The 20,872-nt window shown below is 66.2% G+C and carries 19 protein-coding genes; 11 read left to right on the top strand and 8 right to left on the bottom strand.

The features are described from left to right. Positions 1 to 213: 213 nt before the first annotated feature. Positions 214 to 1,269, top strand: coding sequence for a porphobilinogen synthase (gene hemB, locus AB4Z16_RS16880; RefSeq protein ID WP_441512512.1), 1,056 nt, complete (start codon positions 214 to 216; stop codon positions 1,267 to 1,269). 18 nt (positions 1,270 to 1,287) lie between these two features. Here the strand turns inward: hemB and AB4Z16_RS16875 are convergent, their stop codons facing one another. Continuing rightward, complete coding sequence (locus AB4Z16_RS16875; protein WP_441512511.1) at positions 1,288 to 1,926, bottom strand: VOC family protein; 639 nt, start codon at positions 1,924 to 1,926, stop codon at positions 1,288 to 1,290. Between the two features lie 161 nt (positions 1,927 to 2,087). On the opposite strand from AB4Z16_RS16875, the gene AB4Z16_RS16870 reads away from it, so the two are divergent. The 3 genes from AB4Z16_RS16870 to AB4Z16_RS16860 are packed head-to-tail and all read left to right on the top strand — an operon-like array spanning position 2,088 to position 5,243. Then, positions 2,088 to 3,428: a branched-chain amino acid ABC transporter permease gene (locus AB4Z16_RS16870; RefSeq protein ID WP_441512510.1), complete on the top strand. Its 1,341-nt coding sequence runs from the start codon at positions 2,088 to 2,090 to the stop codon at positions 3,426 to 3,428. Between the two features lie 42 nt (positions 3,429 to 3,470). Further along, on the top strand, positions 3,471 to 4,715 hold the full coding sequence (locus AB4Z16_RS16865) for a threonine ammonia-lyase (RefSeq protein ID WP_441512509.1): 1,245 nt from the start codon (positions 3,471 to 3,473) through the stop codon (positions 4,713 to 4,715). A 57-nt stretch (positions 4,716 to 4,772) separates the two neighbouring features. Continuing rightward, positions 4,773 to 5,243, top strand: coding sequence for an RDD family protein (locus AB4Z16_RS16860; protein ID WP_441512508.1), 471 nt, complete (start codon positions 4,773 to 4,775; stop codon positions 5,241 to 5,243). Here AB4Z16_RS16860 and AB4Z16_RS16855 read toward each other — a convergent pair whose 3' ends face one another. Further along, the gene (locus AB4Z16_RS16855; RefSeq protein ID WP_441512507.1) at positions 5,244 to 6,233 is read right to left on the bottom strand and encodes a class I SAM-dependent methyltransferase; all 990 of its coding nucleotides are present in this window, start codon (positions 6,231 to 6,233) and stop codon (positions 5,244 to 5,246) included. On the opposite strand from AB4Z16_RS16855, the gene AB4Z16_RS16850 reads away from it, so the two are divergent. The 6 genes from AB4Z16_RS16850 (at position 6,221) to AB4Z16_RS16825 (ending at position 11,241) form a co-directional block, all read left to right on the top strand. Beyond that, a complete protein-coding gene (locus tag AB4Z16_RS16850; RefSeq protein ID WP_441512506.1) occupies positions 6,221 to 6,985 on the top strand; it encodes an arginyltransferase in 765 nt (254 codons plus the stop codon). The two genes, AB4Z16_RS16855 and AB4Z16_RS16850, sit on opposite strands and share 13 nt — an antisense overlap. 113 nt (positions 6,986 to 7,098) lie before the next feature. Next, complete coding sequence (locus tag AB4Z16_RS16845; RefSeq protein ID WP_441512505.1) at positions 7,099 to 7,746, top strand: RraA family protein; 648 nt, start codon at positions 7,099 to 7,101, stop codon at positions 7,744 to 7,746. Between the two features lie 152 nt (positions 7,747 to 7,898). Beyond that, the gene (locus AB4Z16_RS16840) at positions 7,899 to 8,213 is read left to right on the top strand and encodes a UxaA family hydrolase (protein WP_441512504.1); all 315 of its coding nucleotides are present in this window, start codon (positions 7,899 to 7,901) and stop codon (positions 8,211 to 8,213) included. Further along, positions 8,210 to 9,409 carry a UxaA family hydrolase gene (locus tag AB4Z16_RS16835; RefSeq protein ID WP_441512503.1) on the top strand — a complete coding sequence of 400 codons (1,200 nt, stop codon included), beginning with the start codon at positions 8,210 to 8,212 and terminating at the stop codon, positions 9,407 to 9,409. The genes AB4Z16_RS16840 and AB4Z16_RS16835 overlap by 4 nt, the downstream gene beginning before the upstream one ends. A 123-nt stretch (positions 9,410 to 9,532) precedes the next feature. Further along, positions 9,533 to 10,558, top strand: coding sequence for a DUF2336 domain-containing protein (locus tag AB4Z16_RS16830; RefSeq protein ID WP_441512502.1), 1,026 nt, complete (start codon positions 9,533 to 9,535; stop codon positions 10,556 to 10,558). An 89-nt stretch (positions 10,559 to 10,647) separates the two neighbouring features. Continuing rightward, on the top strand, positions 10,648 to 11,241 hold the full coding sequence (locus AB4Z16_RS16825) for an outer membrane protein (protein WP_441512501.1): 594 nt from the start codon (positions 10,648 to 10,650) through the stop codon (positions 11,239 to 11,241). 315 nt (positions 11,242 to 11,556) lie between these two features. Here the strand turns inward: AB4Z16_RS16825 and parC are convergent, their stop codons facing one another. The 3 genes from parC to AB4Z16_RS16810 all read right to left on the bottom strand — a co-directional run bounded on the left by parC (position 11,557) and on the right by AB4Z16_RS16810 (position 15,206). After that, positions 11,557 to 13,803, bottom strand: coding sequence for a DNA topoisomerase IV subunit A (parC, locus tag AB4Z16_RS16820; RefSeq protein ID WP_441512500.1), 2,247 nt, complete (start codon positions 13,801 to 13,803; stop codon positions 11,557 to 11,559). 122 nt (positions 13,804 to 13,925) lie between these two features. Then, positions 13,926 to 14,687: a DNA repair protein RecO gene (gene recO / locus AB4Z16_RS16815; protein WP_441512499.1), complete on the bottom strand. Its 762-nt coding sequence runs from the start codon at positions 14,685 to 14,687 to the stop codon at positions 13,926 to 13,928. 135 nt (positions 14,688 to 14,822) lie between these two features. After that, complete coding sequence (locus AB4Z16_RS16810; protein WP_441512498.1) at positions 14,823 to 15,206, bottom strand: tautomerase family protein; 384 nt, start codon at positions 15,204 to 15,206, stop codon at positions 14,823 to 14,825. Between the two features lie 116 nt (positions 15,207 to 15,322). Between AB4Z16_RS16810 and AB4Z16_RS16805 the strand changes: the two genes are divergently transcribed. Beyond that, a complete protein-coding gene (locus AB4Z16_RS16805; protein WP_441512497.1) occupies positions 15,323 to 16,168 on the top strand; it encodes a LysR substrate-binding domain-containing protein in 846 nt (281 codons plus the stop codon). On the opposite strand, the gene AB4Z16_RS16800 is transcribed toward AB4Z16_RS16805, so the two are convergent. The 3 genes from AB4Z16_RS16800 to AB4Z16_RS16790 all read right to left on the bottom strand — a co-directional run bounded on the left by AB4Z16_RS16800 (position 16,165) and on the right by AB4Z16_RS16790 (position 20,731). Continuing rightward, positions 16,165 to 18,381: a RelA/SpoT family protein gene (locus AB4Z16_RS16800; RefSeq protein ID WP_441512564.1), complete on the bottom strand. Its 2,217-nt coding sequence runs from the start codon at positions 18,379 to 18,381 to the stop codon at positions 16,165 to 16,167. The genes AB4Z16_RS16805 and AB4Z16_RS16800 overlap by 4 nt on opposite strands. A gap of 163 nt (positions 18,382 to 18,544) precedes the next feature. Further along, complete coding sequence (gene rpoZ, locus AB4Z16_RS16795; RefSeq protein WP_441512496.1) at positions 18,545 to 18,934, bottom strand: DNA-directed RNA polymerase subunit omega; 390 nt, start codon at positions 18,932 to 18,934, stop codon at positions 18,545 to 18,547. Positions 18,935 to 19,021: 87 nt separating this feature from the next. Beyond that, positions 19,022 to 20,731, bottom strand: a complete 1,710-nt coding sequence (locus AB4Z16_RS16790; protein WP_441512495.1) for an ATP-binding protein — start codon at positions 20,729 to 20,731, stop codon at positions 19,022 to 19,024. Positions 20,732 to 20,872: the final 141 nt, after the last annotated feature.

The following is a 20,872-nucleotide window of genomic DNA, read 5'->3' as shown; positions in this document are numbered from 1 at the left end:
GGCGGGGGCAGGCTTGTCAACGCGACGGAACGGCAAGTGCGGCTTGGCCCCGCCGCACCGCTCGGCTCGGCGCGCCCTGCGCCCGGCTGGCAGCAGCCTTGCGACCAAGCGCCCTGTTTTGGAATGGTTCCGATGTGATATGTAAACGGCTTGCCGACATCGCCCCTTCGACGAATGCCGGGCCGTTTTCGTTCATCGCTTGAGGCAAAGTCCATGGAATCCCGGGTCGTGCGGCCTTTCCCCGCTCCGCAGTCGCATCAGGACGAGGCGCACGGCGCGCCGTCGCTCGGGCTCACCCGCCGGATGCGCCGCAACCGCAAGGCCGACTGGTCGCGCCGGCTGGTGCGCGAGTCGCAGCTCACGACCGACGACCTGATCTGGCCGATCTTCCTGATGGACTCGGCCGAGGCCCGCTTGCCGGTCGAATGGATGCCGGGCGTCGACCGGCTGAACATCGAGGAAGCCGTGCGGCAGGCGGCGGAGGCTGCGGCGCTCGGCATTCCGGCGATCGCGCCCTTCCCCTATGTCGACAAGGCGCTGCGCGATCCCACCGGCTCGGAAGCACTCAACACGAACAACCTGATGTGCCGCGCAGTGCGCGCCATCAAGTCGGCGGTGCCGCAGATCGGCATCATCTGCGACGCAGCGCTCGACCCCTATACCTCGCATGGCCATGACGGCGTGATGGATGGCGAGCGCATCCTGAACGATGCCTCGGTCGCAATCCTCGTCGGACAGGCTCAAGCGCTCGCGGATGCCGGGGCCGACGTGATCGCGCCCTCCGACATGATGGACGGGCGCGTCGGCGCGATCCGTGCCGCGCTCGACGGCGACGGCCATGAGGATGTGCAGATCATGGCCTATGCGGCGAAATACGCTTCGGCATTCTACGGCCCGTTCCGCGACGCGATCGGCACCAACGCCACGCTGGTCGGCGACAAGCGCACTTACCAGATGGACCCGGCCAATACCGACGAGGCGATCGCCGAGGTGATGCTCGATCTCGAGGAAGGCGCCGACATGGTGATGATCAAGCCCGGCATGCCCTATCTCGACGTGGTCGCGCGGGTGAAGGACCATTTCCGCGTGCCGACCTTCGCCTATCAGGTCTCCGGCGAGTACGCGATGATCATGGCGGCGGCGAACAATGGCTGGCTCGACGGCGACAAGGCGATGCTGGAGAGCCTGCTCGCCTTCAAGCGTGCCGGCGCCGACGGCGTGCTGACCTATTTCGCGCCGCGCGTGGCGAAGAAGCTCAAGGCGGGCTGAACACGCCCGTCGCAGCTGCTAGAACAGCTCCTTCAGGCCGGCAGGCGTATTGATCCGGGCGCGGTAGCGCAGGCTATCGCCTCCCGTGATGGTAGGCCCGCGGTCGAGCGCGAGCTCGCGATAGAACTCCATGAGTGCGGCGGCGTCGGGGTGTTCGAGCGAAAAGCCCTCCAGCCGCGCGCCCATATCCGCGATCGTCGCCATCGAACGCGGCTTGCCACGCCTGTCGATCAGCGAAGGGGCCGCACCGCCAAGGGGCAGGGAGCCGTCATCCGGGATCGCAAAATCGAAGGCAGGTTCGGACCAGGGGAGCGAGACCTTCTTGCCGAAGACATCTTCGCGGCCGGCGAGCATCAGATCGATCGCATCCGTCCTCGCCACCCAACCACGCAGACGGCGGCCCGCATCCCAATCGGCCCTGACCGATTTCTGATCGTCCAGGCCGAACCACCGCGCGCGAGCCGGCCTGACGCCATCGGGATCCAACGCCACGATCTCCAGATAGATCCCCTCCCCCAGCCGCAGCAGATGGTTATGGGTGCCCATATAGGCGTGGCGCTGGCCGAAGGGGACGTCGAGCTCCAGACAATCCCGAACATGCGCGACGCCTTCCGACAAGGTCGGCGCGATGACCGTAAGATGATCGAGATGGAGCATGGCTGAACCGGCAAGGGAGCGGAGATAGGATGCTATTCTAGGCAGGGACCGGCGACGTTTTCCAGAATCCGGCTCGATTGGCCAGCGACTCGTTCGGCTCGCGGCAAGCTCCGAGATGCGTGTGTTTCAAACCAACCGCGCAAGCGCTACCGTCGCGCGGCATGCGTCCGCTCATCTTGCCGATTCTGGCCGTTGTCCTGCTCGCCCTTGCGGGGTGCGGCGCGGATTTCGACACCGATCAGATGCGGCTCTGCCGCCAGGCGATCCCACCGCTCAATCCGCCGAATGCCCGCATCGAGATCGAGCGCGCCACGAAAGGGCCCGTGCCGCGGGCGCTGAGGCTGCTCTACAGGGTGCAACTGGGCGACGACATCTCGCGCCACCGCAGCATCGATTGCCTGTTCGCCGGGGAAGGCGGCGGCCCCGGTCGCGGCGCGCTGGTCGGTATCGCCTCGGACGGGCGCCCGATGGCCGATGCCAGCTTCTATCTGCTGCGCCGCTTTTATCTCGAGGACAGGGCCGAGCCGCCGCCTGATCCGGCCGCCCCCTCCGCCGAGAACCTGCCGGCGATCCCGATCTCGGTCGCCTACGGTTTTCAGCAGGGGCTGAGCGCCCTGCCGTCGGCGGCGATCTACAGTCTGCTCGCCGCGGCCTATGCCCTCGTCTACGGGCTGACCGGGCGGATCATCCTGTGTTTCGGCGAATTCGCGGCGCTCGGCGCGCTTTCCTCCGTCGTCGGCGTGGCGCTGCTGCTCTCGCTCGCGATCTCGACGCCGCTTTCAGGGCTCGTGGTGGCCTTCGCCGTTGCGATCCTCGTTTGCGCCCTGCACGGCTTCGCCATCGGCCGCTTCGTGCTGCGTCACCTCGAACGCGCCAGCGGCCAGCAGATGCTGATCGCCACGATCGGGCTCGCGATCGCGCTGTCCGAATATCTCAGGCTGGTGCAGGGTCCGGAACTGCGCTGGCTGCCGCCGGTGTTCAACAGCCCGATTCCCCTGGCCCATTCCGGGACCTTCATCGTCACCTTGAACCCGCTGGCGCTGGCGCTCGCCGTCATCGGCCTCGCCGTCACGCTCGGCCTCGTCGCGCTGATCCGCCGCACGGCCTATGGCCGGGCCTGGCGGGCCGTCTCCGACGATGCGCGCACTGCGGCCCTGTTCGGCGTCGACGCCCGCGCCGTGCATGACGTCGCCGTCATCATCGCCTGCGCCGTCTGCGGCATGGCCGGCGTCATCGTGACCGCGATCTATGGCGGCATGGGTTTCGCCGGCGGTTTCTCCCTGGGTCTCAAGGCACTCGTCGCCGCCATTCTCGGCGGTATCGGCTCGGTCAGCGGCGCGGCGCTGGGCGGCCTGTGCATCGCCATATTCGAAGCCGCGTGGTCGGCGACGCTGCCGATCGAACAGCGTGATCTCGCCGTCTACTCCCTGCTGGCCGTTGTATTGATCTTGCGCCCCGGCGGCTTCTTCGGCGATGCAGACCTGACACCGCGGCAAGTCTGACACGCACGAGCTTGACGACATGACACCGGGATGGAGCGCATCATGAGCGAAGCCTTCGCCATCACCCCCGAGGATATCGACGCGGCGGCGAACCGCATCGAAGGGCATGTGCTGCGCACGCCGCTCGTGCCGGCGCCGCGCCTGTCCGAGCTGACGGGCGCGACCGTTCTGGTGAAGCACGAGAACATGCAGGCGACGGCCTCGTTCAAGGAACGCGGCGCCGTCAACAAGTTGCTGACGCTCAGCGAGAGCGAGCGGGCGCGCGGCGTCATCGCCATGTCGGCCGGCAACCACGCCCAGGCGGTGGCCTATCATGCCAAGCGCTTCGGCATTCCCGCGACGATCGTGATGCCCGAGACGACACCGCTGGTGAAGGTCGAGAACACCCGCGCCCATGGCGCCCGTGTCGTGCTCCACGGCGAGACGCTCTTCGAATCCAGCCAGAAGGCGCATGAGCTTGCCGGCGCCGAGCAACTCGTCTTCGTCCACCCCTATGACGATGCAGCGGTCATGGCGGGCCAGGGCACGGTGGCGCGCGAGATGCTGGCCGACGAACCCGATCTGGACGTGCTGATCATCCCGATCGGCGGCGGCGGGCTGATGGCCGGCAACGCCGTTGCCGCCAAGGCGATCAAGCCCGGGATCGAACTCATCGGCGTGGAGGCCGATCTCTATCCCTCCTTCTTCAATGTCGTGCATGCGCAGAACCGGCCGATCGGCGGGCCGACCCTGGCCGAAGGCATCGCGGTCAAGACGGTGGGCCAACTCACCCTGCCGGTGGTCTCCAGCCTGGTCAGCGATATCGTCCTTGTCGGCGAAGACCTGATCGAGCGTGCGGTCAACGCCTATGCCAGCCTGCAGCACAGCCTCGCGGAAGGCGCGGGCGCCGCCGGCCTCGCCGCGATGCTGAAGGACCCGCAGCGCTATGCCGGGCGTAAGGTCGGGCTCGTGCTCTGCGGCGGCAATATCGACACGCGCCTGCTCGCCGCGATCATGGTGCGCGAACTCGAACGCGAGGATCGCATCGTCGCCTTCCGCCTGACCAGCAACGACCGGCCGGGCCTGCTCGGCAAGATCGCCAGCCTGCTCGGCGATGAAGGCGCCAATATCCTCGAGGTCAGCCATGGCCGCTTGTTTCTCGACGTGCCTGCCAAGGGCGTCTCGCTCGACGTCACCGTGGAGACGCGGGGCGAAGCGCATTCGCGCGCGATCGAGAACATGCTTGCAAAAAACGGCTTCGCGCCAAGGCGAATCCTGCCACGCGGCCTTGCGGAACCGATGCGCTGATCAAACATATCCGCTCGGGCTACGCATCCCGCGCGCCGATGAAGGATTGAAGTCTCGATGAGCGATACCCGCTACAGCCAGCCGATCACGGCTCTGGAGCAGCGCCCCTACCAGAACGTCAGCGGCGTTCTCGGATCGCGCCTGTTCGCCTGGCTCGTCGATATCGTCGTGCTGTTCTTCCTTGGCTGGCTGGTCGTCTTCCTGCTGTTCGTGCTCGGCATCGTCACCTTCGGCGCGACCTGGCTGCTTCTCCCGATCGCGGCGTTCGCGACGGCGCTGGGCTATGCCGCGCTGACGATCGGCGGGCGGCGTCAGTCCACCTGGGGCATGCGCGTCGCGGGCCTGAGGGTCGAGACCGCTAATGGCGGCCGCCCGGACGGGCTGACCGCCGCTGTGCATGCGCTGCTGTTCTACGTCGCCGCTGGCACTTTCCTGCTCTGGCTTGTCGACGTCGCCTGCGGCTTCGCTCGCGAAGACCGGCGCATGGGCCATGACCTCCTGACCGGGCTGGTCGTCGTCCGGGCCTGATCAGAAGCGAAAGCGCAGCAGGCGCGCCATCTGCGACAGCGCGGGAATCCATCCGAACATCTGGATGGTCGCCCGCGCCGTGAGCGACATCCGCGCGACCTGTCGTAGATCGTACCCGTTCGCGCCATAGCCCGTGAGCTCCTGAACGAGCTTGAGTCGGGGGAGTTGTCGCATCAGCTCCCGGGGATCATCGAGCGCCCAGTGCAGCGCCGCGCCGGTCGAGCGGATGGCGGGCTGCCAGGCGATCAGCGTGAGGCCCACCCGGCTATAGGCATCGAAGGCAAATTCGCCGCCGGGGACGTGCCCCATCACCCGCGCCAGCAGAAGCACCACCTCTTCCTCGGGCAGATAGGGCAACAGGCCCTCGGCGATGATAAGAGCTGGCCGATCCCGCGGCACCGCCTCGAGCCATCCCGACTCGATCACCGACGATCCCAGCAAGGTGCAGTTTTCTCGGTCCGCATAGAGGCGCTGCCGCAAAGCGATGACATCGGGGTAGTCGACCTCGAACCAGCGGATGCTGGCGGGGGGCTCAAGCCTGAGAACGCGCGAGTCGAGCCCGCAGCCGAGATGCAGCACGGTAGCTTCGGGGTGCCGGGCAATGAAATCCCGCGTCCAGCCATCGATCACATGCGCCCGCAAGGCGACGCCGATCATCAAATCCCGATCGATTCCGAGCCGCGCGAAGTCGTAGTCGACCCACCCCATCGCCTCCGCGGCGAAGCGATCCTTCAGGAGCGAGTCGGGCAAACGGCTCTCGCCTGCCTTCGCGCAGAGCGTGATCAGGAGCGTTTCCTTCGCTCCTCTGAGCGCCACTTTCTCGCCGGGCATTTCAACTCCCGAGGCCAATCCGTTCGCAGCCCAGTCGACGCCGGGAAGTTGTCGGCAGCAAGATCGCCGCACATGCCGCCTCGCGCTTGTTGCCGCCGCCACCGATGCTACATTGAAGGCGCGCAGCTTTTTCGGAGCCCGCCGACGTGACGCGCCCATTGCGGGACGCCCCGCAATTCTACCTCACTTCCCCAACCGCGTGTCCCTATCTGCCAGGACGCGAGGAGCGGAAGGTATTCACGCATCTGGTCGGCTCCCGGGCGCGCGAGCTCAACGATGTGCTGTCGCAAGGCGGCTTCCGCCGTTCGCAGAGCATCGCCTACCGCCCGGCATGCGAGATCTGCCGGGCCTGCATCTCCGTCCGGATCTGCGTCGACGATTTCCGCTATTCGCGCAGCTTCCGCCGGGTGCTGGCGCGCAACAGCGACCTGATCGGCGAGGCGCGGCCGCCGCAACCGCGCTCCGAGCATTATTCGCTCTTCCGCGCCTATCTCGACGAGCGCCATCCCGATGGCGGCATGGCGACGATGTCGGCCCTCGACTTTGCGATGATGGTCGAGGACACCCATGTCGAGACGCATCTCATCGAATACCGCCGGCGCGGCCCCGATTCGGGTTTCACCGGCCGCGGCGAGGGCGATCTCTTCGCCATGGCCCTGACCGATACGCTCAAGGACGGGCTGTCCATGGTCTACTCGGTCTATGATCCCGGGCTGGAGCCGCGCTCGCTTGGCACCTTCATGGTGCTTGAGCACATCGCCCGGGCGCGGCGGCTCGGCCTGCCCTACGTCTATCTCGGTTACTGGGTCGAAGGTTCGCCCAAAATGGCCTACAAGGCGCGCTTCCTGCCGCAGGAGCGCTTGCTGCCGCAGGGTTGGGAACGCGTCGACCGCACTGATTCAACCGATTGAAACGCATCAGCGACGCGCGCAGAACGCGCTTGCGACGCCCAGCCCCTCCCGGCACTGTGCCGCCAACGGCCAGCGCGGCAAACCCGCCGCGACAAATGCCGACCGGAGGAAACATGAGCGAAGACCTGACGCAGCGGCTGGAGCGTTGCTACACCGGCATCATCCACGACACGATGCGGGCGATGGGCCTGAGGGACTTCGTGCTGCCGCCGGAACTGCGTCCGCTCCTGCCCGGCCAGAAGCTTGCAGGACCCGCCTTCACCGTCGAAGGCAAGACCGGCGAATTCGACGCGCATGAGACGCTGCTCGGCTGGACCGGCCTGCTCTCCGCCGCCAAGTCCGGCCATGTCTGGGTCTGCCAGCCCAACACCAACGAGATCGCGCTGATGGGCGAGCTCTCGGCCGAAACGTTGAAGAACAAGGGCGTGCGCGGCTGCGTCATCGACGGGCTCTCGCGCGACACCGAATTCCTGGTCGAGATGGGCTTCCAGGCCTATTTCAAGGCCTGCACGCCGCGCGACATCGTCGGCGCCTGGCTGCCGAAGGCCGTCGACGAGCCAATCAAGATCGGCGATGTCTGGATCCGGCCCGGCGACTACATCCTCGCCGATCGCGACGGCGTCGTCCGCATCCCCGCCGAGATCATCGAGGACGTTCTGGAGAAGTCGGAAACCGCGATCTCGGCCGAGAACAAGGTCCGTACCGCGATCCTCGCCGGCACGGACCCTCAGCAGGCCTACCTGCAGTTCGGCAAGTTCTGAGAGAGTTGCAGCCCTCATCCCGAGAAGCCGGGCAGCCGCGCCTCGAAGGATGATCCAGATGGTTCAGGAGCCTCCGCGAGCATCCTTCGAGACGCCATTCCAAGGGAATGGCTCCTCAGGATGAGGGCTCCCTCCCAGGAGGACTCGATGTCATGTCCCACGATCCGCGCCTCATCCTGCTCGATCCGCGCGACAACGTCCTGGTCGCGCGGGTGCGGCTGAAAGCCGGCGAGAGCGTCGAGACTGGCTCAGGTCCCGCAGCGCTGGACCGCGACATCGCGCTCGCCCACAAGATCGCGCGCCGCGCCATCGCGGCCGGAGAAAAGATCCTGAAATACGGCGCGCCGATCGGCGTCGCGACCGAGGCGATCGCGCCGGCCGCGCATGTCCATGTCCACAACATGCGCAGCGACTACACGCCGACCTACCATCTGGAAGATGAACGCAAGGCGGGAGCCTCGGCATGAGCGAGATGCGCGGCTATCTCCGGTCCGACGGGCGCAAGGGCATCCGCAACACCGTCGCGGTCGCCTATCTCGTCGAATGCGCCCACCATGTCGCACGCGAGATCGCCCTGCCCTGGCGCGAAGAAGGCGTCCATGCCATCGGCTTTCCCGGTTGCTATCCGAATTCCTACGCCGAGCGGATGATGGAGCAGCTTTGCACGCATCCGAATGTGGGCGCCGTGCTCCTAGTTTCGCTGGGCTGCGAGAGCTTCAACAAATACGCGCTGGAGCGGGCGATCCACGCCAGCGGCCGGCCGGTGACGACCATCATCATCCAGGGCACGGGCGGCACCCGCTCGTCTATCCGCGAGGGCCGAGCCTGGGTCGAGGAGCAGCGCATCGCGCTCGACGCGCAGGAGACGGTGCCGATGGCGGTCTCCGAGCTGGTCGTCGGCACGGTCTGCGGCGGCTCTGACGGCACCTCCGGCATCACCGGCAATCCGGCTGCGGGTCGCGCCTTCGACAAGCTGATCTCGGAAGGCGCCGCCTGCATCTTCGAGGAAACCGGTGAGCTGATCGGCTGCGAGCACATCATGGCGGCGCGCGCGGTCACGACGGAGCTCGGCGTGGAGCTGGAGAAGTCCGTCGCCAAGGCAGCGCGCTACTATGCGACGCTGGGCTATGGCTCCTTCGCCGCCGGCAACGCCGAGGGCGGGCTCTCGACCATCGAGGAGAAGTCGATGGGCGCCTATGCGAAATCCGGGGCATCGCCGATCTCCGGCCTGATCAAGCCCGGCGACGTGCCACCGCATGGCGGGCTCTACCTGCTCGACGTCGTGCCGGATGGCGAGGTGCGCTTCGGCTTCCCCAACATCAACGACAATGCCGAGATCGCGGAGCTGATCGCCTGCGGCGCGCATTGCGTGCTGTTCGTGACGGGCAGAGGCTCGGTCGTGGGCTCGGCGATCTCGCCCGTGGTGAAGATCTGTGCCAACCCGGAAACCTATCGCCGGATGTCCGAGGATATGGACGTCGATGCCGGGCGCATCCTCGAAGGCCGCGCAGGCCTCGACGCGATCGGCCAGGAGATCCGCGATCTCGTGGTCTCGCTCGGCCAGGGCGGCAAGACGAAATCCGAGGAGCTCGGCCATCAGGAATTCATCCTGACCTATAAGAGCTTCGAGCCGCTCGGCCCTGCCTGCCTGCCGGCAGGATGAAGGCCGACGTAGCCAGCCCCCCGAGAAAACCTGCCCGCCCTCCAGAAAAAGAGCGAGACGCCTTAAGAGTAAATCAAGCTCGGCCGGGCATGATGGCGCCGCTGCTTTGCCGTGGGGGCCTTCATGTTGCGTAACCTGACCCGGATGCCGGCCGACATGTCGTCGGATTCGCGCCGGCAGTTGCTTCATGCGGTCACGGATCTGTTCCTCCTCGATCAGGAACCGAGCGAGACCGTCAAGGAACACTACGGGGAGATCGCGACGACTTCGCTCGGCCAGCTCGGCGACGATGAGCGCAAGGGCTATGCGGACCGCGTGGCGAGCATGCCGACCCTGCCGAACAATGTCGCCGTTACTCTCGGCAGCGATGGCAATGCCGACGTCGCGCGGCTTGTCCTGACCCTTTCACCGGTTCTCACCGACACCGACCTCGCCGCCATCGCCGTCAGCCAGTCGCAGCAGCATCTCGTCGCCATCGCCGAGCGCGCGCGCCTCTCCGAAAGCGTCACCGACATCCTGGTCGAGCGTGGCGACCAGAAGGTGCTGCACACGGTCAGCGCCAATGAGGGCGCAGCCTTCTCCGACCGGGGCTTCGATCGGCTGCTCGAGCGCGGCCACGGCGACGCCGATATCACCGACGCACTGGCCCGCCGCTCGGACCTTGCGCCGAACCGCGCCCAGCGCGTCCTGCGGATCGTCGAGCAGTTCGCGGAAGGGGCCGCTCCCGGCGCGAGCGCAACGCAGGAGGCCGCCTCCCTCGCCCGCCAGGCGCGCCAGCAAAGGCTCGAGGTCAAGCTCCTGCTCTCCGATCTCGTTGCGAAGGTCCGGGAGGTCGACGATGTGCTGACCATGCTGGCCGACGAAGACCGCGCCTATCATCTCGCGCAGGTCCTCGCGCAGATCGCCGACATCACGATCGACCAGGCGCTGCGCGTGCTGATGCAGCGCGATGCCAGCGGCATCGCCGTCACCTGCCGCTCGCTCGGGATCGGCACCACGGCCTTCCGCGCCATCCTGCAATTGCGCGCGCGGCGGCTCTACTTCTCCTCGCGCGACATCGACGACGATGTCGATGCCTACGCCAAGCTGGACCTTGCGACCGCCGAGCGGACGCTGCGTTTCCTCAAGCTCCGGACGAAGATCGCCTGAGCGACCGTGGCCGCGCCACAAAACCGCGACATTCACCCCGCCTCATGCTAGCTTCCCGCAGGGCGCTTCTGCGCGAGGATGGCTTCGACGTGAGATTTCCGCTTCTTTCGGCTGCGGCGCTTTCGGTTCTTTTCGCGGGCGCAGCGCAGGCAGAGACCCTCCTGCCCCTCACCGGTTTCGCCGCCTTGCCGTCCTTCGCCTGGGACGAGCCGATGATCTCGCCGCGTTGGGAGGGCTCCTACGCCCGCACCTCGTCAGGCTTCCAGGTCACAAGCTCGAAGCATATGCGCACGAACGCCGGGCCGACCTTCGGGCTCGAGGCCGGGACGATGCGACGCGAGGGCAACTTCGTTTACGGCATCGTGGGCGCGATCGACTACGCCCCCGCGATCGGCGGCTATGGCTATCCGAGCTTCGGCAACGTGGCCTACACGCGCGACTTCGCCGGCGCCTTCCAGGTCAAGACCGGCGTGCTGGTAGCGCCTGACGTGCTGCTCTACACCAAGGTCGGGATGTCGGCCGCCAACGAAACCTGGCGCTATGGCGCAACGCCATTCTCGGCGCCCTTCAACCAGAGCGAAATCGCCGTGCGGCCCGAGGCTCGCGCCGGCGTGGAATGGGCCGTCACCGACAAGATCACGCTCAGCCTCGAAGCCGGGATCCTCGGCCGGCCGATCCGCTGAGGATTTGATTCAGGCGGCTGCTGGGTTGATTCAGGAAGTCTGCGTAAGTTCCTGACAGCATTGACATTTGACAATGAAGGCGCAGGGAACCCCTCTGCTGCATCGAAGTCGGCTGTTGACGGCCTCGACACTTCAAGCGCCGATCTCGGGCAAGCCCGAAGACAGGCGCAGGGGTGAGTGTAGGCCGTTGGACAAGCGAGACGAGCCCTCACCGCGGCAACCGTCAGGTCACGGCTAAAGCGCCAACGGCGGTTCTGCGTTGCGGTTCTCGCGACTTCTCTGCGAGCATGAGGACGTCCTACTGGCTAGGCGCCCTCACCCCCCGAAGGTATTGCTCTTCGGGAAGCCCTTGGGTGGCAGGCGCCCGGCCTCGGCGCGATGGCCGAGCCATTCCAGCAGATCGGCCTGCGTCACCGTCCAGGTCCGGCCGGAGGTGTCGAGCCAGGTCAGGCCGTCAGCGAGGTTGAAGGTCTTGGCGTCGGAGAGGCCGCCATCCTTGTAGCGCTGCAGGCGCACGCCCTTGCCACGGCCCATCTCCGCCACTTCCGAGATCGGGAAGCAGAGCAGCTTGCGGTTCTCGCCGATGATCGCGACATGGTCGCCATCAGCCGGCACCGCTAGCACGGCGACGTGCGTGCCATCGACATTCAGAACCTGCCGCCCCTTGCGGGTGTTGGCGACGACATCGTCGGCGGGAGCTACGAAGCCCCTGCCCTCGCTCGTCGCCATCAGCAGCTTGGAGCCCGGCCTGTAGGGGAAAGCGGAGACGATCTCGGCCGTCTCCTCCAGTTCGATCATCAGCCTGATCGGATCGCCGAAGCCGCGCCCGCCCGGCAGCTTCGAGGCGTCGAGCGTGAAGACCTTGCCGTTCGAGGCGAGCACAAGCACTTTCGCGGTCGTCTCGGTGAAGAACGCCGTCTGGAGCGCATCGTCGCCCTTGAAGGAGAAGCTGGAGCGATCCTGCACATGGCCCTTCAGAGCGCGGATCCAGCCCTTCTTCGAGATGACGACGGTGATGGGCTCGCGCTCGACCATGGCCTGGGTCAGGTCGATATCGGCGGTGTCGGGCATGTCGGCGAAGTCGGTGCGGCGCTTGCCGATCGCCGTCTCCGGGCCGAAGGTCTTCTTCACCTGGCGGATGTCCCAGGCGATCGTCTTCCACTGTGTCGCCTCGGAGCCGAGCAGCTCCTCGATCTGCCCCTTTTCCTTGGTCAGTTCGTCAAGCTCGGTCTTGAGCTGCATCTCCTCAAGCTTGCGCAATGCGCGCAGGCGCGTGTCGAGAATGGCATTGGCCTGAACCTCCGTGAGATCGAAGACCTTCATCAGCTCGATCTTCGGCTCATCCTCCTCGCGGATGATTTTGATGACCCGGTCGAGATCGAGATAGACGATCAACAGGCCGCGCAGGATCTCCAGCCGCTTCTCGATCTGGCCGAGCCGGAAGCGCGAACGCCGCTGCAGCACCTCGCGGCGATGGTCGAGCCAGGCGCGCAGGGCCTCCGAAAGGCCGAGCACGCGCGGCACGAGGCCGCCGGTCAGCACGTTCATGTTCATCGAAATGCGCGCTTCCAACTCAGAGAGCCGGAACAGCGATTCCATCATCAGGTTGGGATCGACATTGCGGGCGCGCGGCTCGATGACGACGCGGATATCCTCCGCCGATTCGTCGCGCAGATCCGCGACCAAAGGCAGTTTCTTGTCGTTGAGCAGCTCGGCGATCTTCTCGATCAGCCGGCCCTTCGAAACCATGTAGGGGATCTCGGTGACGACGACCTGCCAGGCACCCCGCTCAAGATCCTCCTTCACCCAGCGCGCGCGGGTGCGAAAGGCGCCGCGACCGGTGCGATAGGTCTCCGCCATCGAGGCGCGGCTCTCGACGATGATGCCGCCGGTCGGAAAATCCGGGCCGGGCACGAAGGTCATGAGCTGCTCGGAGGAGGTCTCCGGGTGCTGGATCAGGTAGAGCGCGGCGTCGCAGAGCTCGGCGGCGTTGTGCGGCGGGATCGAGGTCGCCATGCCCACAGCGATGCCCTGCGAGCCATTGGCGAGCAGGTTCGGGAAGGCGGCCGGCAGGACGATGGGCTCTTCGTCCTCGCCGTTGTAGGTCTCGCGGAAGTCGACCGCGTCCTCGTCGATGCCGTCGAGGAGCAGGCGCGCGACCTCGGTCATGCGCGCTTCGGTATAACGGTAGGCGGCGGCGTTATCGCCGTCGATATTGCCGAAATTGCCCTGCCCGTCGACGAGCGGATAGCGCTGGGCGAAATCCTGCGCGAGGCGCACCAGCGCGTCGTAGACCGACTGGTCGCCATGCGGATGGAACTTACCGATGACGTCGCCGACGATGCGGGCGCATTTCTTGTGGACCTGGCCCGGATCGAGCCGCAGCAGCCGCATGGCGTGCAGGATGCGGCGATGGACGGGCTTCAAACCGTCGCGCGCATCCGGCAAAGCGCGGTGCATGATGGTGGAGAGCGCATAGGCAAGATAGCGCTCTTCGAGCGCCGATTTCAGATCGATGCGCTCGGATTCGTCCTCCGGCGGCGGATCGACCGGTTTGCCCATGCGTCTTCAGCCCTCGTCTCGTCGAAAATTCGCGCGGCTTCTATGGCACAGCGCGAATCAGCCCGCCAGAACAATGCAGGTACGCCGCCATGCGTGCAAACGCCGGCGCCGGCATTTTGCGCTCAATCAGTGGATGAATCCGCAGCGGGTGAATTCGCTGCGATGCGCGTCGCCAGTTCGATCAATCGCGCCCGCTCCGGCGGTTCGCGAAGCCCCCGAGGCTCGTAGAGGTGACGGCGCAGAAAATGCCCGGTCAGGGCGAAGCCCGCCAGAAGCTCGGCCGCGGACGGTTCACGCCCGCCCTGCCCCTCGACCAGGAAGGCCGGCAGCGCCAGCAGCCGGTCGAGATAGGGTTGCGCCGCCCGGCGGCTGACGGCCTTGCCCGATTTCGGCGAGACATGGCTGAGATCGTCGGGGGAGCCGGTCACGGCGCAGCGCGCAAGATCGAGCCCGAAGCCGAGTTCCGAGAGCATGGCGAGTTCGAAGCGCACAACCAGCGCCGGCGTGAAGCGCTGTTCGTCGAGATGAGCGATGAGGACGGCGAAGCCCTCGTAGAGGCCCGGATGCGGGTCCCGCTCAGGCAGCAGGCGAAGAAGCGCAGCGATCGTCCCCAGCCCGTAGAGCGCGACCGGGACCGCCATCAAACGGGCGGCATGCGAGGTCAGCAGTTCCACCCTGTACTCGCCGAGGTGTTCGTCGAGCCGGGCGCGCCATGTCACAGCGACATGATTGCCCGGCTGGAGCTGCGGCTGCGCCTTCCGCGAACGCCCGCCCCTGACGAGGCCGAGGTGACGGCCATGGTCGCGGGTCATCACCTCGAGGATCACGGCGCTCTCGCCATGAGCCTTGAGGCCGATGATCGTGCCTTCATCCGTCCATTCCATGGACAGGATTTAGGACAGGCGGGCGCAGGAAGAAACCGCGTCATGGCCGGGCTCGCCCCGACCATCGCGGAAACCGGCGCCCTCCCGCCCGGCACTTCCGGATCGACGCGACGCTTCCGCCAAGCAAGGTCGCTCTCAGGCCACGTACTGGGCGATTCCGCCCCCAAACGACCAGTCCTCGCGCTTGACCTCGACAAGGTTGATGAAGATGTCGTCCGGCTTCAGCCCGGGGTCGCGAGCAAGGTTCGCCGCGATCGCCGCATAAAGCTTCTTCTTCTGCGTCACGCCACGTGTGTTGGCCACCGTGATTTGGATGATGACCAGACCCGCACTGCGGTTGAAGCCGAAATAATTGGCATCGAAGACGAATTCGTCGGCGTCATGCTGATGCACGACGGCGAAGAGATCCTTCTCCGGCACCTCGAACGTCTCGCGCAGCGCCTTGTAGACACCGTCGATGATCGCCGCAGGTTCGGAAGCGGGCCGGCCGCGACGCATGGAAATCCGGATCAGAGGCATGGTTCTCTCCATCTGCGGTAGCCGGATGGCTGCCGGTCGATGGCCAGAAGCTAGCCTTGAATCATAAAGCAATAAACCGTATCGTACGAGATATCATAAATACGGATTTCTGATTTATGAGCACTCCTGCCCTCGATGTCGAAGCGGTTGCCGCCTTTCTTCAGGCCGCCGAATTGTCGAGCTTCACCCGCGCTGCCGAAGCGCTCGGCTCGACGCAGTCGCTGGTCAGCACGCGGATCAAGCGGCTGGAGACCACGCTCGGGAAGCTTCTTTTGCAGCGGCATCCGCGGCTGGTTCGGCTCACCTCCGAAGGCGAGCGCTTCCTGCCGGCCGCCCGCGCATTCCTCGCCGCCCACAGCCGGGCGCTCGCTGCCTTCAGCGAGGCGCCCGAGCGGATCGCCATCGGCATCAGCGAACAGGCGGCCGGCGCCGATGTGCCGGCCCTGCTCGCCCGACTGGCCGCGCGCGACCCCGACCTCATCGTCAATCTGCGCATCGAGCCGTCGAGCCAATTGGAGGCGGCTTATGAGGCGGGCGATCTTGATGCGGTGCTCGTGCGCAGGATCGGCGCCGGCAAGACCGGAGAGGTTCTGCGCGAGGACAATCTCGGCTGGTTCGCCTCTCCAGACTTGCCGCGCCGGGGCGACTCGCCGCTGCCGCTGATCAGCCTCGTCTCCGAGTGCCGCCTGCGGCAGCACGCCATCGCCGCGCTCGACCGGCGCGCCATAGGCTGGCGCGAAGCCTTCATCGGCGGCGGAATGGCCGCTGTGCAGGCCGCGCTTGCCGGCGGCTTCGGGGTCGCTGCGCTGGCAACCCGGGTCGCCCCGCCGGGCGCCGTCGATATCGGCGCGGATTGGGGGCTGCCGCCGCTCGGGCGCTCGCATGTCGTGCTGCGCAGCAACGCGGCCACGCCACGCGGCCGGGCCTTCGTCCGCGAGCTGGCAGCCGCGTTCCGGAACTAGCCGACCACCCGCTCGACGCGGCTTATCACGCGCTTCTCACGCAGCTCGCTGATGATCGCGGAGAGGTGCTTCAGATCCCAGACGGTGAGATCGATCGTGACATCGGTGAAATCCGGGTTCGGACGGTTCATCGAAACCGAGTCGATATTGCCGTCATGCTCGGCGATCGTCGTGGTAATCTGGGCGAGCGAACCTGGCTCGTTCAGCGACTTCAGCGCAATGCGAGCCGGGAAACGCTGCGGCACCTTGTCGTCGAGATCCCAACGCACATCGAGCCAGCGTTCGGGCTCGTTGTCGAAGGCGGCGAGCGCCGGCGACTGGATCGGATAGATCGTCACGCCCTCGCCCGGCGTCAGGATCCCGACGATGCGATCGCCCGGCACCGCGCCCCCCTGCGGAGCGAAGCGCACCGGCAGGTCACGGCCGAGGCCGCGGATCGGGATGGCGCTGTCGTCGGAGGGCTCCTCGCCCGGCAGTTTGAACTTCAGGTTTTCGCCCTGACGCAACTCGAACCAGCCTTTTCCGCTGGCCGCGGCGCCGGGCTTGGTCTCGGCCGAAGCGCGCTTCTCCGGCTCGAGATCGGGATAGACCGCCTTCACGACGTCGCCGGAATACATCTCGCCACGACCGACGGCGGCGAGCACGTCATCGACCGTGCTGCGGGCGAGGCGCCTGAGCGCAGCCTTGAGCTTGTCGTCGGAGAAAGCCCGCTCGGCGCGGGAGAAGGCACGTTCAAGGATCTGGCGGCCCAGGCCCGCATATTGCCGGCGCACGGCAGCGCGCGTGGCACGGCGGATCGCGGCACGGGCCTTGCCGGTGACGACGAGCGACTCCCAGGCAGCCGGCGGCGCCTGGCCCTCGGCGCGGGTGATCTCGACCTCGTCGCCGTTCTGCAGTTCGGTCAGGAGCGGCGCGATGCGTCCGTTGATCTTGGCGCCGACGGCGCTGTTGCCGACATCGGTATGGACGGCATAGGCGAAATCGATCGGCGTCGCCCCGCGCGGCAGGGCGATCAGCCGGCCCTTCGGCGTGAAGCAGAAAACCTGATCGTGGAAGAGCTCGAGTTTGGTGTGTTCGAGAAACTCCTCGGGGCTGTCGCCCTCGTTCAGCAAGTCGACGGTGCGGCGCAGCCACTGATAGGCGCGGCTCTCGTCGCCGAGCCGGATCGGCGCGCCGGGGCGGCCATCCTTGTAGTGCGCATGCGCGGCGATGCCGTATTCGGCGATGCGGTCCATGGTGTCGGTGCGGATCTGCAGCTCGACGCGGCTATGGCCGGGGCCGACCACGGTGGTGTGGATCGAGCGATAGTCGTTCTGCTTGGGCGTCGAGATGTAATCCTTGTAGCGCCCAGGCACCATCGGCCAAGTCATATGGACGATGCCGAGGACGCGGTAGCAATCCTCCGGCTTCTCGACGATGACGCGGAAGCCGAAGATATCCGAGAGCTGCTCGAAGGAGACTGACTTCCGCTCCATCTTCTTCCAGATCGAATAGGGGCGCTTGCGCCGCCCCGAGACCTGGGCCTGGATACCGCTGGCGGCAAGCTTCTCCTTCAGATCGCGCTCGATCTCGCCGATCACCTTGCCCTCGCGCGCGGTGACCTCCTCCAGCCGCTTGGTCACGGTGGCATGGGCTTCCGGCTTGATGTGGCGGAAGGAAAGCTCCTCCAGCTCCTCGCGCAGCTCCTGCATGCCCATGCGCCCGGCGAGCGGAGCATAGATCTCGATCGTCTCCTCGGCGATGCGCAGCCGCTTCTCGGGAGGGACGAAATGCAGGGTGCGCATGTTGTGCAGCCGGTCGGCGAGCTTGACCAGCAGCACGCGGACATCGTCGGCGATGGCGAGCAGCAGCTTGCGGAAATTCTCGCCCTGAGCCGCCTTCTTGGAGACGAGGTCGAGCTTCTTGATCTTGGTGAGGCCGTCGACGAGCCGGCGGATATCCGGCCCGAACATGCTCTCGATCTCCTCGAGCGTCGCGGCGGTGTCCTCGACCGTATCGTGCAGCACCGCTGCGACGATGGTGGCATCGTCCAGCTTGAGATCGGTCAGAATCGCTGCAACTTCGAGCGGATGCGCGAAGAAGGGATCGCCGGAGGCGCGCTTCTGGGTGCCGTGTGCGCGCATGGCATAGACATAGGCCCGGTTGAGCAGGTCCTCGTCGGTATTCGGATTGTAGCTCCTGACCCGGTCAACGAGCTCATACTGCCGCATTATGCCCATGCGGGCCCCTGCCTCGACATTCTCTTGTTGCAACTCATGATTATTTGCGCAGGCATGGACGGCAGCAAGGCGTTTTCCGGATGGCGGGCATGAAAAAGCCCGGCGGTGCCGGGCTTTAACTTCAAACTATGAACAATCGATTCACGCGGGCCGAGGATCAGTCCTCGTCGTCGGCGCTCTCGGTCGGCGGCACGAGGCCGTCGAGGCCGCGCAGCAGGTCCTCTTCGCTCATCCGGTCGAACTGGACTTCGCTGTCGGGCGTCGTTGCGCTGGCGGGGCTGGCGAGCAGCGGAACGGTCTCCTGCTCCGGCTCGTCGACCTCGACATGCTTCTGCAGCGAGTGGATCAGGTCTTCCTTGAGATCCTCGGGCTTCAGCTTCTCGTCGGCGATTTCGCGAAGCGCGACGACGGGATTCTTGTCGTTGTCGCGCGTGACGAGGATCGACGAGCCCGACTGGATCATCCGCGCGCGGTGGCTGGCGAGCAGCACCAGCTCGAAGCGGTTCTCGACCTTGTCGATGCAGTCTTCAACGGTAACGCGAGCCATGGGCGGCTTCTTCCGATCTCAGCGATGCAGGGGATAGGTTGAGCAGGCCCTTACAGCCAAAGCCGCCGGGATGCAAGAAATTCGCGCTCAGGCCCGCATGCGCCGGACCATGTCGTCCAGGGTCGGCTCCAGCCGGCCGCCGCCCTCGCCCGCGCGTCCGCCCATCGCCGGCAGCTCATGCGGCTTGAGCTCGGCGAAACGCATCCGCATCGTGGTGGCGACCCCCTCGCCGAAGGCGATCGCCTCGCGGTTGCCGATCGAGGAGAGGAAATTGATCGTGCTGGCCGAAGCGTCGGAAATCGCCGAGCGAATGATCTGCTGGTCGCGCTCGTTGGCCAGCCGCATGGCGAAGACGGTCGAGCACTGCGACAGGATGGTCGGGTCGAGTTCGCCCGGGCGCTGCGTGACCACGCCGAGATAGGCGCCGTATTTGCGCCCTTCCTTGGCGATGCGCGCGATCGCCTGGCGGGTTGGCGCGAAGCCGAGCGCCCGGTCGGACGGCACATAGCGATGTGCCTCTTCGCAGAGCACCAGGACCTCGCAGGCGCCCTGGCTCGCCATTGCGATGTCGAAGGCAAGCCGCGACAGCACCGAGGCGACGGCATTGACCACCTCGCCCGGCAGGCCACCGAGCTGGAAGGCGGTGATCGGCCGGCCATGCATCGGAATGCGGAAGATCTGACCCAGTATCGGCGCCACCGTCTCGTACATATTGGCGCGCCCGAACATGAAGCGGTAGCGCGGATCGGCGTGGAGCGATTCCAGCCGCACCTTCAGCGAGCGCAGCGCCGCCCTCGGCCAGCGCTGCTCGTGCAGGCCGATCATTTCGTCGATAACGGCAAAGGCGTCCTTCAGACGGTAAGGCGTCGATGCGTCGACACCGCCCGTCGACGGCGCCGGCTCCGAGCCGCTGCGCCCCGTGCCGAGATCGAGCGGACGCTTGAGCAGGCTCGATCCGAGGTCGCGCGCCAGTTCCTGACCACTGGGAACACGGTAGCGGGTTCGGGCTGCTGCGACGACCTCCCGCAGAATGTCCGGCTCGTCGTCCAGCGCAGGCCGGCCGCGAAAGACGATATCGGCAAACTCCTCCTGCTTGAACATCCAGAACGGCAGGTCGAGCGCATCGCCATCGATGGTCAGGGCGAGATCCGGAAAGGCGACGGAATATTCGTTGTGCGGATCGAGGATCAGAACGCGCAGGCGCGGGCGCGCCGCGACGGCACGGCGCAGCAGGAGCGAGACGGCGCTCGACTTGCCGACACCCGTGGTGCCGACGAGGGCGAAATGACGCGAGAGCATGTCCTGGATGCTGACGGTCGCGGCGATGCTGGCATCCTGCGTGACATGGCCGATCTCGGCACCCGTCCGGTCACCAAGGTCGTGAACGAGCGCAAGATCGCCGGCGCGGATGCGGTGAGCTATGGCGCCGATCGGCGGATAGGTGGTAATGCCGCTCTGGAAGCGCGCCGAGCCATCCGGCTTCTCGAGAACCTCGCCCAGAAACTCGACCTCGACCTGAATCGGGTTCTCGCCGTCCGTCCAGGCTGGCTCGACCGCGTGCAGCTTGTAGACCAAGGCCACGATGCGGCTTGGACCGAGATTGATCGAGATCATGCGGCCGATCGCCCAGGCGTCGCTTGCCTGCCAGCTGCCTGTCGAGACCGCGCTCAGGATCGTGGCACGCGATCCGTCGCAGGCGATCACCCGCCCAAGCGCACGCTCGGGCGGCTGACCGGCATTGCGTCGGTCCGGCGTAATGTCTGCATGGAAGGCCGCGTTATTTACGGTTAGTTGCATATCTCAACTAGCTCAACCAAAGGTTTAGTTGATTTATGTCTTGATATTGCAGCGCGCCGGTTACGATTACCTTCACGGAGACCGAACAACCATTCGCTGTTGTCAAATCAGCAATCGCGCCTGCGGATGGTCGCACAGATC

This window comes from Allobosea sp. TAF32, from assembly GCF_052113585.1.
GTDB lineage: Bacteria > Pseudomonadota > Alphaproteobacteria > Rhizobiales > Beijerinckiaceae > Allobosea.
Note: the sequence above shows the minus strand (reverse complement) of the source record. Positions and strands in the feature narration are given on the sequence as shown.

Bases quoted from the DNA above. Each gene is read 5' to 3' on its own strand.
- hemB (WP_441512512.1), top strand. From the start codon at position 214: ATGGAATCCCGGGTCGTGCGGCCTTTCCCCGCTCCGCAGTCGCATCAG.
- AB4Z16_RS16875 (WP_441512511.1), bottom strand. From the start codon at position 1,926: ATGCTCCATCTCGATCATCTTACGGTCATCGCGCCGACCTTGTCGGAA.
- AB4Z16_RS16870 (WP_441512510.1), top strand. From the start codon at position 2,088: ATGCGTCCGCTCATCTTGCCGATTCTGGCCGTTGTCCTGCTCGCCCTT.
- AB4Z16_RS16865 (WP_441512509.1), top strand. From the start codon at position 3,471: ATGAGCGAAGCCTTCGCCATCACCCCCGAGGATATCGACGCGGCGGCG.
- AB4Z16_RS16860 (WP_441512508.1), top strand. From the start codon at position 4,773: ATGAGCGATACCCGCTACAGCCAGCCGATCACGGCTCTGGAGCAGCGC.
- AB4Z16_RS16855 (WP_441512507.1), bottom strand. From the start codon at position 6,233: ATGGGCGCGTCACGTCGGCGGGCTCCGAAAAAGCTGCGCGCCTTCAAT.
- AB4Z16_RS16845 (WP_441512505.1), top strand. From the start codon at position 7,099: ATGAGCGAAGACCTGACGCAGCGGCTGGAGCGTTGCTACACCGGCATC.
- AB4Z16_RS16840 (WP_441512504.1), top strand. From the start codon at position 7,899: ATGTCCCACGATCCGCGCCTCATCCTGCTCGATCCGCGCGACAACGTC.
- AB4Z16_RS16835 (WP_441512503.1), top strand. From the start codon at position 8,210: ATGAGCGAGATGCGCGGCTATCTCCGGTCCGACGGGCGCAAGGGCATC.
- AB4Z16_RS16830 (WP_441512502.1), top strand. From the start codon at position 9,533: ATGTTGCGTAACCTGACCCGGATGCCGGCCGACATGTCGTCGGATTCG.
- parC (WP_441512500.1), bottom strand. From the start codon at position 13,803: ATGGGCAAACCGGTCGATCCGCCGCCGGAGGACGAATCCGAGCGCATC.
- recO (WP_441512499.1), bottom strand. From the start codon at position 14,687: ATGGAATGGACGGATGAAGGCACGATCATCGGCCTCAAGGCTCATGGC.
- AB4Z16_RS16810 (WP_441512498.1), bottom strand. From the start codon at position 15,206: ATGCCTCTGATCCGGATTTCCATGCGTCGCGGCCGGCCCGCTTCCGAA.
- AB4Z16_RS16805 (WP_441512497.1), top strand. From the start codon at position 15,323: ATGAGCACTCCTGCCCTCGATGTCGAAGCGGTTGCCGCCTTTCTTCAG.
- rpoZ (WP_441512496.1), bottom strand. From the start codon at position 18,934: ATGGCTCGCGTTACCGTTGAAGACTGCATCGACAAGGTCGAGAACCGC.
- AB4Z16_RS16790 (WP_441512495.1), bottom strand. From the start codon at position 20,731: ATGCAACTAACCGTAAATAACGCGGCCTTCCATGCAGACATTACGCCG.